11 protein-coding genes are annotated in these 15,947 nt (G+C 46.2%); 8 read left to right on the top strand and 3 right to left on the bottom strand.

What is annotated here, in order from left to right:
- The first annotated feature begins 21 nt into the window (after positions 1-21).
- The 6 genes from MHI48_RS12810 (at position 22) to infC (ending at position 8,529) form a co-directional block, all read left to right on the top strand.
- Positions 22-2,394, top strand: a complete 2,373-nt coding sequence (locus MHI48_RS12810) for a putative PEP-binding protein (RefSeq protein WP_405144179.1) — start codon at positions 22-24, stop codon at positions 2,392-2,394.
- Between the two features lie 115 nt (positions 2,395-2,509).
- Positions 2,510-4,447: an LTA synthase family protein gene (locus MHI48_RS12815; RefSeq protein ID WP_338708612.1), complete on the top strand. Its 1,938-nt coding sequence runs from the start codon at positions 2,510-2,512 to the stop codon at positions 4,445-4,447.
- Positions 4,448-4,680: 233 nt separating this feature from the next.
- Positions 4,681-5,688, top strand: a complete 1,008-nt coding sequence (locus MHI48_RS12820) for an LLM class flavin-dependent oxidoreductase (RefSeq protein ID WP_405144182.1) — start codon at positions 4,681-4,683, stop codon at positions 5,686-5,688.
- Positions 5,689-5,787: 99 nt separating this feature from the next.
- Entirely contained in the window at positions 5,788-6,540 is a 753-nt protein-coding gene (locus tag MHI48_RS12825; protein ID WP_405144184.1) for a metallophosphoesterase family protein, read from the top strand.
- 444 nt (positions 6,541-6,984) lie between these two features.
- Entirely contained in the window at positions 6,985-7,917 is a 933-nt protein-coding gene (locus MHI48_RS12830) for a manganese-dependent inorganic pyrophosphatase (protein WP_017688903.1), read from the top strand.
- Positions 7,918-8,037: 120 nt separating this feature from the next.
- The gene (gene infC / locus MHI48_RS12835; protein WP_047842654.1) at positions 8,038-8,529 is read left to right on the top strand and encodes a translation initiation factor IF-3; all 492 of its coding nucleotides are present in this window, start codon (positions 8,038-8,040) and stop codon (positions 8,527-8,529) included.
- A 189-nt stretch (positions 8,530-8,718) separates the two neighbouring features.
- Here the strand turns inward: infC and MHI48_RS12840 are convergent, their stop codons facing one another.
- A complete protein-coding gene (locus tag MHI48_RS12840; protein ID WP_076327827.1) occupies positions 8,719-9,543 on the bottom strand; it encodes a protein-glutamine gamma-glutamyltransferase in 825 nt (274 codons plus the stop codon).
- A 210-nt stretch (positions 9,544-9,753) separates the two neighbouring features.
- Between MHI48_RS12840 and MHI48_RS12845 the strand changes: the two genes are divergently transcribed.
- Entirely contained in the window at positions 9,754-12,501 is a 2,748-nt protein-coding gene (locus tag MHI48_RS12845; RefSeq protein ID WP_340032775.1) for a PAS domain S-box protein, read from the top strand.
- A 50-nt stretch (positions 12,502-12,551) separates the two neighbouring features.
- Here the strand turns inward: MHI48_RS12845 and MHI48_RS12850 are convergent, their stop codons facing one another.
- Together MHI48_RS12850 and MHI48_RS12855 are read right to left on the bottom strand one after the other, a co-directional pair.
- Complete coding sequence (locus MHI48_RS12850) at positions 12,552-12,764, bottom strand: hypothetical protein (RefSeq protein ID WP_017688899.1); 213 nt, start codon at positions 12,762-12,764, stop codon at positions 12,552-12,554.
- Between the two features lie 117 nt (positions 12,765-12,881).
- On the bottom strand, positions 12,882-13,583 hold the full coding sequence (locus MHI48_RS12855) for a hypothetical protein (protein WP_405144187.1): 702 nt from the start codon (positions 13,581-13,583) through the stop codon (positions 12,882-12,884).
- Positions 13,584-14,243: 660 nt separating this feature from the next.
- Between MHI48_RS12855 and MHI48_RS12860 the strand changes: the two genes are divergently transcribed.
- Positions 14,244-15,938 (top strand): M3 family oligoendopeptidase, encoded by a 1,695-nt coding sequence (locus MHI48_RS12860; RefSeq protein ID WP_340029736.1) that lies wholly within the window; start codon positions 14,244-14,246, stop codon positions 15,936-15,938.
- Positions 15,939-15,947: the final 9 nt, after the last annotated feature.

A 15,947-nucleotide genomic window follows, 5' to 3' on the forward strand; every position in this document is an offset into this window, starting at 1 on the left:
ATGGCGGATGGGAGAGCTGTAATGACAAAACGGGTAATTCTGTTGGAAGAAGGTACGGCAGAGATGAAAGGGCTAATGGGCAGTAAAGGGGCTGATCTTGCAGAGCTAATCCATGCAGGGTGGTCTGTCCCGGCCGGATTTGTAGTCACAACGGAATGCTGTCGCGAGTTCTGTACCCGTCTTGGACATCTTTCCGGTGAAGGAGAGGAAGAGATTATTAACGCTATCCGGCATCTGGAACAGCAAACCGGGAAGTTCTTCGGACATTCGGAGAATCCGCTACTACTCGCGGTACGTACGGACCAGGATCGAGCCTCAGCAACTGCGACACGATCACTGCTCAATGTTGGTCTGAATGATATTACTGTGGAAGGACTCGCACGTCAAACCGGTGATCGGTTGTATGCACTCCAATGTTATCTAGATTACTTAAAGGAATATGGACAGCTGGTATATGCAATTCCGTCTGAATTTTTCACAGAAATATCGAGTCACGTCAAGGGTCGGGATGAAACGGAACTTGAATTAACCATTACCGAATTTAAATATTTAATTGAAGGGGAGGGGCGTAACCCTTTTCCTCAAGATGTTCAACTTCAATTCAAAGAAGCAGTACGTGCGGTATATCATTCACAGCGTATTAAAGCATCCAGATCTCAGGACGAGATCATGCGTAAATCATATTACATCTCTTCGGAGCAAAGCGCTCCTGTTCTTATACAGACGATGATGCATGGAAAATGTGGAGAATCAAGCGGGACAGGAACAATATATACGTGTAACCCACTTACAGGAGAAAAGGGAATTACAGGACAATATGTCCCAACCGGGAACGCGAGCCAAACAGATCACAGCCTGGAGCGTTTACGGAATGACGAACCTGAGCTGTACACAAGTTTGCTGGAGATAGGTAGCCAGCTGGAGACGCATAAGGGAGAAGTGCAGGAAATCACCTTTGTGATTGAATCCGGCGCGTTGTATGTTGTGCAGACCCAGCCCGCACGATTATCCTCAACAGCCACACTGAGGAGTACTGTGGATTTTGTCCATGAAGGACTCCTCACCAAGGAGGATGCACTTCTTCGCATCGAACCTGCGCATATCACGGAAGTGTTGAAGCAACACTACACAGATTCTAACAGCGAAGCGAGCAATGGACATCTGCCCGTACAGATCCAGCCAGTAACTAATGATGAATGTCCAGCTTATAACAACTCAGATTCACTTTTATCAGCAGATCTGCAACTACTGCTCAATTGGGCTGATGAAGTGAAAGAGTTGAAGGTACTGGCCAATGTAGATCATCCACAGGATGCCATGACAGCACGGCTACAAGGGGCCGAGGGAATAGGTCTATGCCGGACGGAGAACATGCTGTTATCACCTGCGCGGTTACCATTTGTACAAAAAATGATCCTGGCAGACAGTGAGTCCGAACGCAGGCGTGGGTTGGAGCGTCTGTTGCCAATGCAGCAGTCTGATTTTGAACAAATATTCGAAGCGATGGATGGATACCCGGTAACGATACGTTTGCTCGATTCGCCGTTGCATGAACTGTTACCGGATCTGGGAGTGTTGGAGAAACGACGTGAGTGGTTACAAGCAGAGGAGTGGCAGGAGCAAAAAGACCATCAGAATGAACTGGAGGAACTGGAGCGTGTCATTCGCAGAGTCTGTGAATTGCATGAACATAATCCGACATTGGGGCAACAGGCTTGTCGGCTGAGTACGGTGTTCCCGGAGATCGTTGATATGCAGCTGGAAGCGATATTCCGCGCAGCGGTGAAAGGCATCCGGCAAGGCTGGTGGGTACGTCCCGAGATTATGATCCCGCAGATCGGTCATGTGCATGAACTTCAGGTGATGAGAGATCTGGTGGATCATGTGGCGGACCAAGTGCTTGGTGAGGAGAAGCGGCATTGTCTCTATAGAGTGGGGGCGATGATCGAAGCTCCGAGAACGGCGCTGACGGCGACTCACATTGCTCGCCAGGCTGACTTTTTCTCGTTTGGCACGGATGAGCTGACAGAGATGACATTTGGATATAGTCGCCATGAAGCTGAGAAGCGGCTCCTTCTCCTTCAACGTGATACGGACTCTCGTACGGTAACGAATAATCCATTTCATGTGTTGGACATTGAGGGAGTCGGACAACTGATTGAGATGGCGGTAGTCCAAGGTCGAATTCGAAAACCTCATCTGAAGACAGGGATCTGTGGGGAAAATGTTGTGGACCTGGAGTCGATTACGTTCTGCCACCGCATTGGACTGGATTACGTAAGCTGTTTGCCTGAACAGATCCCTTATGCACGAATTGCTGCTGCACAAGCAGCCATTAAGGCACAGAGAGAGGGAGCAGACACGCAGAACACGGATATTTCTACAATTGCGTAACGCTCACCCTGTCCTACACGGAACTTCCATGGAATAGCAACCAGAAAACTGTTATACTGAAATATGCGTTTTGTAAAATGAACGTAAAATTTCAGGGTAAGGGTTGAAAGCGACCATGTATAATTCCAAAAATGAACGAACTTCATCACGGACCTTATTCGCCGTGTTATTCATTCTTATGCTGCTGAAGCTGTCACTGCTACGGTATTTCTTTTTCCAGGGTCTGTCCGGCATCGGTCTGTTAACTGACGCATTAGGCGCACTAACCGTGGTATGCCTGCTGGATCTGATCGTGCCCAAAGGCTGGAAGCGAGCAGTATACGGAGGATTCAATATTCTGTTTTCTCTGGTGTTGTTCGCGGCTACGCTGTATAACGTTCATTTCAGTTCGGTACCCACATATACCGCGCTAAGTGAGTTGGGGCAAGTTGCCCAAGTACGGGGAAGTATCGGACCACTGGTACGACCGGAGCACTTTCTGTTTTTTGCAGACATCGTACTGGCATTGCCAATATGGTTGATTATGCGCAAACGTGCTGGCGGGCGTAACCGCAGCAGTTACCGCGATAGCGGTTTGACTTTTGGCAGAATTCGTAGACGTTACTGGGGCAAGCTCGGCGTTGCGCTTACGGCTGCATTCTGCATCGTGCTGTCTGGCAGTTTTATTGTCAAAGGTGAAACGATTGATAACGAGTTGGTGCGAGCCGAGAATCTCGGTTTCCTGAACTACCAGGTATCGTCTGCCATTCTGACGAGCAAAGAAAATGAGGCCATTGCGAATGGCAACATTAACGAAACGATTGCCAAGATCAATGAGCTGGTTAGCCAGTATCCGTATCAGGATAAACCAAGTGACGGTACAGCCGTGAAAGCCAAATATTTTGGTCAGGCCAAAGGCAGCAATCTGATCGTACTGCAACTGGAGTCCTTTCAGAATTTTCCGATTAATGCTTCATTAGACGGTCAGGAGTTAACACCGGTACTGAATGATCTGGCCAAAGAAAGCTATTATTTCTCTCATTTTTTCCAACAGATCGGACAGGGAAACACATCAGATGCGGAGTTCATGTCGAACACGTCTATCTATCCAACCGGAGTTGTGCCCATGTCAGCAGGGTATAGTGACCGCGAACTTCCAAGTCTTCCTAAGTTATTAGGAAAAGAGGGATATGAGTCCGAGACGTACCACGTCAATGACGTCACCTTCTGGAACCGGAACAAGATGTATCCGGCACTCGGATTCACTCGTTACTTCGACAAGCCCAGCTTCGAGAATGACAGATTCAATGACTTTGGACCATCGGATGAAGAGTTGTACCGTGTAGGTGTGGAAAAAATGACTGCGCATCAGGCTGCGACTCAGCCGTTCTATGCTCAGTTCATTACGGCATCGAGCCACTCGCCGTTTACGGTTCCCGCTGATCGTGCACGCATCACGATTCCTGCGACTATTACGAACAAACTGCTTCACGATTATCTGCAAGCGATCAATTATACGGACTATGCCATCGGTCAACTCATTAATGAGTTGAAGGCGAACGGATTATGGGATAACACAACGTTAGTGCTCTACGGAGACCACTTTGGTCTGCCTGCTGACGAAGAGATTACACAGCAGATTCAGGCCAATCTGGGCGTCCCTTATGACGGTAAAGTAAGTCGATTCAACATCCCGTTCATGATCCACACGCCGAAACAGACCAAAGGACAATTGATCGAGCAGCCTGGCGGTCAGCTGGATATGCTGCCAACGATCATGAATCTGATGGGAGTTTCGCTCCAGGATGAGAAATTCACTGCCTTCGGACATGATCTGCTCAACATGGACCACAATGCCTTTGGTATCCGGTATTACTTGCCGACGGGTTCATTTGTCAACGATGACATTATGTTTATCCCGGGTGCGGGCTTTGACGATGGAACAGCCTATTCGCTGAAGACATACGAGACGGTAACGGATTTGGAACCGTATCGTGCCGATTATGAACATGTGCTCAGCCTGATGAAACTGTCTGACGAGTATGTGAAGTTGTTACCAAAACGTGCACCATAAATCAATTTTCTGCAATAGGTCAGTCAAAAACGTCACCAGTTCAAAAGCTGGTGGCGTTTTTTTGCATGTTTCTTGCACAAGTGTGGTAATAAAGAGAATAACTAAAGTTTGAAACTGTAATAATTAATGTTACAATGGAATGAGCAAGAATGAAGTGAGCAAAAGCGCGTAATATTCGCAGATCTCATATTCACAGTACTTATGAACCTAACAGACGAGAGGATTGAATATATATGAAACTGAGTGTACTCGAACATGGACATATCAATGAAGGACGAAGTGTACAGGATACGTTGCAGGAAACGGTGAAACTCGCACAACATGCAGATCAATTGGGGTACTCCCGGTTCTGGATGTCGGAGCATCACGGTAGTGGTGCGCTGTCATTCTCCAGTCCTGAAGTTATGATTGCACATGTGGCTGCACATACGGATCGAATTCGCGTAGGTTCCGGTGGCGTTATGCTTCCTCATTATAGTGCCTATAAGGTTGCAGAGAATTTCCGCCTGCTGGAAGCTTTGTATCCGGGGCGGATTGACCTGGGGATTGGCAGAGCACCAGGTGGCATGCCAATTGCCAGCAGAGCTCTGAATGAGGGGAAATCATCGAATGTACAATTCTTTCCACAACAGATCGCGGATCTGGGCGGATACTTCCACGAGCAATTGCCCGAGGATCATCGGTTTGCTTCTCTGGTAGCCGGACCATCGGTTCCCACGGTACCAGAAGTGTGGTTGCTGGGTTCCAGCTCCGAAGGTGCAAGAATTGCTGCGGCACAAGGGACATCGTATGCATTTGCCCAATTCTTCGGAACACCAGGCGGCGAAGAAGCGATGAAACATTACCGCAGACATTTCAAGCCGTCCATCCTGAATGACAAACCACATTCAATGATTGCTGTCTCGGCATTCTGCGCGGAGACAGAGGAAGAAGCTGCTGAACTTGCACGCAGCAATGAGCTTTTCTTCTTACGTCTTGGACGAGGTCTTGAACAAAGTTCATTCCCATCTCTGGAGACGGTGAAGAACTATCCATACACAGCGATGGAGATGGAACAGATTCGTCAACGTCGTTCTTTTTCCATCGTGGGAACACCGGATCAGGTGAAAGATAAAATTACAGCAATGGCTGAACGCCATGAAGCAGACGAAGTCATTATTGCATCAGCGGTCCATTCGTTTGAAGCACGTCTGCGCTCATTCGGTTTGATTGCAGAAGCCTTTGGACTCAAGCAGGACTAATGGTAAGCAAGCGGGAATAACTACTCTAAACAGACTGGAATCTTGCTCATGCAAGGTTCCGGTTATACTCTTGCGTGATCAGGGAGAGGAGAAATTCACATGCGCAGATGTGTCATTAGTGATATTCATGGCTGTTACGATGAATTTAATGCACTGCTTAAGCTTGCAGATTATAATCCACAGCAGGATGAATTAATTTTACTCGGTGATTATGTGGATCGCGGTCCAAGCAGCAAACAGGTCATCGAACAGATTATGCGGCTTCAGCAACAGCACGATATTATGGTGATCAAAGGCAACCACGATGCCATGATGGTCAAAGCGTTAACCCAGGATGTTGAGCAATATGATCAACACTGGATCCGTAATGGTGGATTACAGACGATGGCAAGTTATCTGGATCTGGAGCTTACTTATGATGAGCAACAGATAGATTGGGAAGCTTATGCTGAAGCCAAAAAGTGGATACGTACACACTATGAACACCATCTTCGTTTTCTGGAACAGCTTCCGCTGGTGTACGAGATTCCGGGTTATATTTTTGTGCATGCCGGGATCAACCCGGATATCGAGGATTGGAGAAGCCAGACCGAGCGGGACTTCATCTGGATTCGTGAATCATTCTATTCCAGACCAACGACGATTAGAGAGACGGTCGTATTTGGACACACCCCCGTGAAGCATTTGCATGATGAGACAGGCATATGGTTTGACCCGAGCGGAGACAAAATTGGCATTGATGGTGGATGTGCCTATGGAGCACAATTGAACCTGCTGGAGATTAGCGAAGACGGCAGTCTACAGACCTTTTTTGTACGGCAAGGGCAGAGCGTGGAAGAGCCTGAGATTTAATGTTTTCGTTGCGTATCAGAGTTTCGTATGCTAATTTATAAGGTTGTACGATGGAATAAATAGGATACATACCATATCGACTTGAGGGTAATGAACCAAGCTTGGCTATTTTCCAAAATGACTTGCCTGAGAATGATTTGCAATTAATTCGCTGTAAAGGGATTGGAATTAAGCCTTATTAGCGCTATAATCAGTAGGGTATGATTGAAATATGACATATATTTTCTATATAAGTTCAACTAAACTTTTTACACGAGAACGGAGAGGACAGAAAAAAGCTGGAGAAGCGGAGCGTTCGCCTTTATCACCGGATTTTCCCTTTAAAAGGGAATCAAAAAATCTGGGGATAACAGCGATCGGAAGGTTATTCTGTCATCGGAGTGGCAAGTGTAAACATTCTTTGGTTGAACTTATATAAATCAGAATTGACGGAGGGCTATGAATATGGAAAAAGCGTTAATCTTCGGTCACAAAAATCCCGACACGGATACGATCTGTTCGGCAATCGCCTATGCGGATCTCAAAACAAAATTGGGTCAGGACGTTGAAGCAGTTCGTCTCGGCGAAGTCAATGGTGAAACCCAGTTTGCACTGGATCAATTCAAAATTGCAGCACCACGTCTGATTAAAACCGCTGCAAATGAAGTAAACAAAGTTATTCTGGTTGACCACAACGAGCGTCAGCAAAGTGTAAGCGATATTGAGGAAGTGACTGTTGTTGAAGTTATCGACCATCATCGTATCGCTAACTTTGAGACAAGCGGACCTCTGTATTTCCGTGCAGAGCCTGTAGGTTGTACAGCAACCATTTTGAATAAAATGTACAAAGAAAATGGCATCGAAGTGAGTGCACCGATTGCTGGCCTGATGCTGTCTGCGATTATCTCCGATTCCCTGTTGTTCAAATCCCCGACTTGCACAGAGCAGGACGTAGCCGCTGCGCGTGAACTGGCTGCCATTGCTGGTGTAGATGCAGACAGCTATGGTCTGGACATGCTGAAAGCTGGCGCGGATCTGAGCCAAAAAACAATTGCTGAACTAATTTCCCTGGATGCCAAAGAATTCGTAATGGGTCAATCCAAAGTGGAAATTGCACAGGTTAATGCTGTTGACGTGAATGATGTTCTCGTGAAGCAACCTGAGCTTGAAGCAGCTATTGATGCGATCATTTCCAGCAAAGGTCTCGACCTGTTTGTATTTGTCGTAACAGACATTCTGAACAACGATTCCGTAGCTTTGGCATATGGTACATCCACTAAAGCAGTGGAGAAAGCCTACAATGTGACGCTGTCTGATAGCAGAGCTATCTTGAAAGGCGTAGTATCACGCAAATCACAAATTGTACCGGTTCTGACGGAAGCATTCAACACGCTGTAAATCAAACCGATTGGCGTATTTGTACGCTGATAAGTATTACAAATAAGTAGCAACACCATCCTAGCCTGCTCTGATCCGTAAATGGTCAGGACAGGCTTTTGATGTAGAGGAGGAAGAATCATGATCAAAAATGAAAAGATCAAAGCAGCCGAAGTGCAGCTGACCGGCCTGAATGGTGAAGATCTGGGTGTGATGTCCACGCAGGAAGCACTTCTACTTGCAAAGCAGCATAAAGTGGATCTGGTGTGCTTGTCCTTGATGACAAGTCCACCGCCATGCAAGCTGATTGGAGCTGGAGCGGCCAAAGCAGAAGCGCAGCAGGCGAAGAAAAAAGCCAGTAAATCTCCCGATAAACGTAAAGTCAAGGAAATTCGCTTGAACCTTGCGATGGAAGATCATGACCGGGAGACGAAGCAGTCTCAGGCGGAGCGCATTCTGAAGAAGGGTGATTCGGTAAAACTCGTCATCCAGGTGCATGGAGCCAAAGAAGGAGTTGCAGGCAAGGAGTGGGCTGAGCAACTGAGCAAATCGCTGGCTGAATTCGGTAGCAAAACGACAGGTGTTCAGGTAAGTGGTAAACAGGTTGTTGTGCAACTGGACCCGAATGCGTAAACTGCCAGAAGCGATCCTCGATGTAGCACAAAGGTAAAGCGAATGTCGATATAGTAATGATTTTTTTTTGGATGTAAAAAAGCCCAATGAGGTGGCAGGTTAACTGCTACTGTATTGGGCTTGTTTGTCATCACTTGGATTGAGGTATTGTTCGCAATTTAATGCAAAATCCGTTTCCGTTTCAGTAGTTCAGCTGCGTAAATAACGGCTGCCACCAAGTCGTACATATAACTGTCCGGGTAATACGGGCGTAGAACCAGCGGCAATATTATTCTGGCTGTTTTTGGCGAATCGGGATAAATAAAAGAAGTCCGGATAGATCACCATATCCATTAAGTAGGCGGAGACTCGGCTACCTGGAACGCGGAACTGATTCAGGGTGCGTATAATCTCTTCGCCACTTGCAATACCAATGCCATGACCATAATACAAGTTCTCGCGCAGCATGAACGTATTCTCTCCCTGCCACTCGGGGGTTTCCGGAGAAACATCCGGATTTTTGAAATACAGCACATCTCCTGGCAGGGCGGTTTCGCTACCGTTTTTTTCGGTTAATCGCAGGTCACTGTCATAATGCCAGTCAAAGAGTAACAGATTGCGAAACAGGGAATTAAAGGCGTCTTCGCGAATGCTTCCCAGCACGCCACCATACAGCACAATAACGGTAGCTGTTGCACATTCAAAAGCATATAAGTGTCCATTCCTCCAGATATCCCGGATGCCGTCGGCAGGGGTCACGTTTGATCTTAGCTCAAACCCACCTTCCGCATTACGATTCCAGTAGGCAGGATTACATCTGGATTTTTCAAAGGATGCAAAACTCACACCGCTTCGATCCAGCCCTTCCGCGGCTTCCACGAGAGAGCCCCTCAAGTCCCATTCAAATCGAAGATGATCCATGGATTGGTACACATACCTCGTTGGACGATTCTGGAGTTGCTGTAACCAATACCATTCAAAATCAGACCATTCCGAGCGGTTCAGCTGGACGGGTTGATTAGCAACAATGATCATGATCCATAACCTCCGTTCCTATTCGAATATTCAACATTGTATAATCGGGAGAGCACGGGTATTGTGTAGTATATGTCGATTCATGCAGGGATTTTGTCTGACCTCGTTTATAAATCATGGCATTTGGGGTAGTACTCTATAGATGAAGTTATGTTCAGGTCGATCTATTCATACGGAATACATTCAGATTCTCATAAAGGAGGACATGTAATGTCGAAATCCATTACAGAGAGCCGATCTCTGTTCGAACAATTGTATACGCACGCACCAATCGGCATTGCTGTCGCATCGCATGTAAATGGACGGTGGTTGCAGCTTAATCCTGCATTTTGCGAGATGCTTGCATACAGTGAAGATGAACTGATCGATACTTCGGTCATACATATGATCTACGAAGAAGATCTGCATATGGAGGAATTCCGCAGCAAGTTCTGGGAAATGACTCATGAAACAAGTCCGATGTACGAGACGGAGGTTCGTCTGAAACGAAAGGACGGTTCGTTATTGTGGGCAACCATTAGAGCTTGCATTGTTAGGGATGAAACGAATGGTGAGCCATTGTATCTGTTGGTACAGGCTGCTGACATTACGAAACAAAAAGATGCAGAGGAAATCCTCATTGTGCAACGTAAGCAATTGGAAGAGAGCAGTCGCATCTCTCGCCTGCTGGCGGAGTCTTCACTAGACCTGATTGCAATACATGATGCCGATTCAAGTCGTACATTTAAATATGTATCAAATGCATGTAAAAGCATGTTGGGCTATGAGTTGGAAGAAGTTATAGGTAAGCCGGGAACATTTGTTATCTATCCGGAGGATGTGCCTTTGGTTGAAGCGTACGTAGAAGAGCAGAGAAAGGGTCTGGCTCCCAAACGGCTCAATTATCGCCTGTTACATAAGGATGGATCTACGGTATGGGCAGATACGATTACGCACTATGTATATGACGATTCAGGTGAATTAATGGAGATGGTCGCCGTAACCCGGGATATCACAGCCAGCCAGCAACAACAGTTAAGCATGCAGGAGTACAGATCGTTATTTGACTGTAATCCCCTAGGTGTGGCTTCTCTTGATCTGGAAGGCAATCTGCTGAAAGCCAATATGGGTCAGGAACAGTTGACAGGACACACCAAGGAGGAGCTGCTGAGTCGGCCTTTTGATCACCTCATTGATCCTGTGGATCTGGAGAAGACTCGATATCATTTTGAGGAAACGGTGAAGGGCAATGCACAGAGCTACGAGATAGGTTTAATTCACAAAAATGGGCAGCGGATTGAAACAAATGTGATTAATGTTCCTATTATACTTGAGGACAAAGTTGTTGGGGTCTACGGGATTACAAGTGACATCACAGAGTCCAAACGTTACGTCGAGGAAATCGAGAATCTTAGTTATGAACGGGCATTGATTTTGAATGGCATGTCTGAAGGTGTTATTGGACTGGACCTGGAAGGGAATCTGAACTTTGCCAATCCGGCCGCTGCGGAGATCATGAACTTCTGTCCAAGTGAATTGAATGGCAGACCATTAGAGCAGATGATGATCCAAATGCAGAGCGAAGGCATCCCCTACCCATCCAAGGATACACCAATTCTACAGGCTGTTCGTGAGGGACGAGGTCTGCCACGTACCGAATCCGTATTCTGGAGACAGGATGGGTCCAGTTTCCTGGCGGAGTTCCAATTGAAGCCGATTATGGATCAGGGTAGAACCCGCGGAGCAGTGTTGGTTTTCCGTGATATGACATCTGTTAAGGACATCATACGTGCCAAGGAAGCAGCAGAGCATGCAGACCGGGCCAAGTCCGAGTTTCTCGCCATCATGAGTCATGAGCTTCGTACGCCATTAAACGGCATCATGGGCATGGCCCATCTGTTAATGGAAACCGAGCTGGATGATGAACAGAAAGGTTTTGCGGAAATCATGATTGATAGCGGCGAATCCCTTTTGTACATTTTGAACGAAATTTTGGATTTCAGCAAAATCGAAGCAGGCAAAATGGATCTTGAGCGCGCACCTGTAGATATTAAGGCGATGCTGGGTGGGGTGATCGAGCTGTTTGCACTGAAGGCATCAGAGAAAAATATTGAACTCTATTGTGAAGTGTCGGACCATATTCCTGAACGCATTCGAGGGGATGAGACACGAATCCGGCAGATTTTGATTAATCTGGTGGGTAATGCCGTTAAATTCACAGAGCAGGGCCGTATTATGGTGAGCGTAGGTGCTGATTTCTCAGATGAGCATGGTCAGGATAACCTGATGTTGACCTTTAAGGTGAGAGATACGGGGATTGGCATTCCAATAGAAAAGCAGCATCAGTTGTTCCAATCCTTCTCACAGCTTGATCCGGCCATTAATCGTAAGTTTGGCGGGACAGGTCTAGGCCTTGCGATCAGCAAAAAACTGGTAGAATTAATGGGCGGAGCGATTGGTGTACAGAGTGAGATCGGTGAGGGGGCAGAATTCCAGTTCACCCTCGTAGTGGAGCGGTGGTTAGAGGAAAGTAATGACCCGATTGAAATCACCACGAATGATGAACTGCAATTGGATCGAGCGAGTCTTGCCCATGACATCAAAATTTTGATTGCTGAGGATCAAGCGGTCAACAGTCATCTGTTGGAGGAGATGTTGCGCAAGTTTGGCGGAGTCTGTGATATCGTTGAGAATGGTGCACAGGCCGTCGATTCATTGAACAAGGTTCAATATGACCTGGTGTTTATGGATATTCAAATGCCCGTTATGGATGGGATTGAAGCGACCTGCCACATCAGACAGAGCCACCCAGACATACCGGTTATTGCAGCGATTACAGCTTTTGCAGGCGCCGGTGACCGTGAGGAGTGTCTGAAATGCGGGATGCAGGACTTTATCAGCAAACCGTTTCATTCCACGGAGATTAGCCGCGTATTGAATACATGGGTTCCATATATTCGCTCTCAAAGGGTAACGTAACAGAAAAATAACCTGTGCCTTGAAATTCAAGGCACAGGTTATTCTGTCATTTACGACCAGCCTCCGATTAAACCGGAGAGAGTCACGCATTCGTCATCTTCCAAATCTGCAATCAGAGTGAGTTCTTCGTTGTCTTGTGGATCAACGGAGAATAATTCACGGCGTCCGTCCTCATGCACAATAATGACTAACTGATGGCCGCCCTTTGTATCAAACTGGTACTTAACTCCGATACCAGGTAGTGGGCATTCGCGGATATTCATGAAACCTGTCACCTCTTTAGCTTTGCTTAATAAAAAATTAACCGTTCACACAGTACGGATGTATTCTACTATCCATAACACCGTTTGGCAAGTCACAAATAAAATTGGTGTGAAGAATTAATTTTTTCCACGATGTGATCTTGCACTGTGGCGCTGTCTGGCCCGCCTGCGACGAACAAAAAACCAAATGAGCAGAGCAGCGATACATAATAGGCCTATGACTGCAATTATGATGATATTCCGGATATTGGGAACCTGTACAGTCAGATCCAGTTTATTCATCTGGAGGGGTGAAACGTGCCAAATGAGCGTTTTTCCGCCATCCTCCACTTGATCCGCATTCGAATCGGCTGCCTTGATGGGCAAAGACAACTTGAAGTCAAAGTTAACATCTTTTAACAAGAGGTTTTTAAGAAAGCTAGGCACCTTGTTAATTTGATTTTTGATCTCACCATCGGGCATGGACTCCATGAGATCGGCTTCTGCTGTAATGTGCATCTTGGAAGTGAAGAAGCCGGGGGAAGTTGTTTGTTCAACTTTGATCCCTTGTGGTAACTTGGACGTATCAAAGCTGGTTTTATTGCTTTTTTCATAATGGGTGGTCGCTGTGAGCTGCTTCTGATCTCCCTGTTCCGAAACCTCTGCCTGGAAGTTATTTCGATTCAATGCATCTGCGATCAGAGGCATGAGATTGTCTTGTCCAATTTTTCCAAGAGCGGAGTTCTTTACGTTGAGATTGAGATCCAGATCCGTTGATCCATCCATATTTACCGTTAGATGGGCTTCTCCATCAGCACAGGCGGTCAAAACAGATAACATAAGGGCTAATAAAACAGTAAGAAATAGCTGACGTAAGGGAATGCGAGTTGACATGTCTTTCAACCTTTCTGCGTAAAAATCCAAATTCCATTTCATAGAAGTATAGTATACACCGTAAGCATGGCGGATGAAACTTTGCACCGTGCAGCGAGGTACGTATGATTTAGTGTGATCGGGGAAATAATCCATTTATTAAAATTAAAGATTTCGTATTTTTGTCAATGTTCGGTCAATTCAAACGGCGATTCACCGTGTACACTAGTAGTAGTGTGATGAATATACGGAAGCAGGGAGGTTACATTCATGACATATATCATTATTATGGCCGTTATTATGGTCGTGGGCATGGTCGGAATGGGCTGGTTCTATCAGATTATGGATAAAGACCAAAGCTAGTATTGTTTAAATGTGAAAAGAAGAGAGACAACCTATAAGCTGGCTTCGCTAACGCGAGGCGGGCTTATTTGTGTGGGGAAAAATTTTGAGGCACTGACCTTACATAAGTAAGTAGTATTTGTAACCATTCATGTTGCACAATTTGACCGATGGACAAATATTTTTCGTAATTATGGGATTTTTTAGCTGCTCTTTTGTATAATAGGGGGTAGTTTAACTCGGGATACTCCCGAAATTCTGCCAAACAGGAAAGGGTGTACATAAATGAAATTTAGTGAGTATACGTATACACGTCCGAATCTGGAACACATCAAGACATCTTTCCGTGAGCTGTTGAGCGGTTTTGAAGCTGCGGCAACGGTTGAAGAACAGAGTGGGTTCATGGATCAGATTAACGCGCTGCGCAGTGATTTTGAGACACAAGCCCAATTGGTCTACATTCGTCATTCCATTGATACCAATGATGAGTTTTACAAGGCGGAGAACGAATTTCTGGATGAGAATGCACCAATTGTGCAGGAATATATCACGGATTTTTACCGTGCATTGGTTAACTCCAAATTCCGCAACGAGTTGGAACAAAAATGGGGTTCACAGCTGTTCCAACTGGCGGATCTTTCACTGAAAACATTCAGCCCGGAAATTATTGAAGAGCTCCAGAAGGAGAACAAACTTTCCACAGAATACAATCAGTTGATCGCATCGGCCAAAATTCCGTTCGAAGGTGAAGAGCGCACGTTGCCACAGCTTCATCCATTTGAACTGTCCACGGATCGCTCCATGCGGGAGCGTGCTTCGGAAGCCAGATACACTTTCATGGCTGAACATGAAGCTGAATTTGATCGCATTTACGACGAACTGGTTAAAGTACGTACACAGATCGCGAAGAAACTGGGATATCCAAGCTATGTGGAACTTGGCTATGATCGTATGAACCGTACGGATTACAACGCCGAGATGGTTGCCAACTTCCGTGCACAAGTCCGTGATTATATCGTGCCTGTGGCGACCAAGCTCAGAGAGCGTCAGCGTAATCGGATTGATGTGGAGACGCTATATTATTACGATCAGGGCTTCAGCTTCAAGACGGGTAACCCGACACCTAAGGGTGACGCGGACTGGATTATCGATAATGGTAAAAAAATGTACGCTGAATTATCACCAGAGACGGATGCATTTTTCCAGATGATGACCGAAAACGAGCTTATGGATCTGGTAAGCAAAAAAGGTAAACAGGGCGGCGGATATTGTACGTTCCTGAACGATTACAAAGTGCCGTTTATCTTCTCCAACTTCAACGGTACCTCCGGTGATATTGATGTATTGACACATGAAGCAGGTCATGCTTTCCAGGTGTATGAGAGCCGTGATTTTGCAGTGCCTGAATACAACTGGCCGACATATGAATCGGCTGAGATCCATTCCATGAGTATGGAGTTCTTCACATGGCCGTGGATGCAGTTGTTCTTCAAGGAAGATACGGACAAGTACAAGTTTGATCACCTGTCTTCCGGTCTGTTGTTCATTCCGTATGGTGTAGCTGTGGATGAATTCCAGCATTTTGTGTATGCGAACCCGGATGCAACTCCAACGGAGCGCAAGCAGGCTTGGCGCAACATTGAGAAGACCTATCTGCCACACATCAATTACAAAGATAATGCGTATCTGGAGCAGGGTGGTTTCTGGCATAAGCAAGGTCACATTTTCTCATCGCCATTCTATTACATTGACTACACGTTAGCACAAATCTGTGCATTCCAGTTCTGGAAACGCAGCAATGAGGACATGAAGTCCGCATGGGCCGACTATCTGACATTGTGTAAAGCGGGAGGAAGCCTGTCCTTCACTGGATTGGTTGAACTGGCTGGATTGAACTCTCCATTCGAGGATGGCTGTATATCCTCCGTAATTGGTGAGATTGAGGCATGGCTTGACGGTGTGAACGATAAGGCGCTGTAAGCCTTCGTA

This window comes from Paenibacillus sp. FSL H7-0942 (assembly GCF_045040715.1).
GTDB lineage: Bacteria > Bacillota > Bacilli > Paenibacillales > Paenibacillaceae > Paenibacillus > Paenibacillus amylolyticus.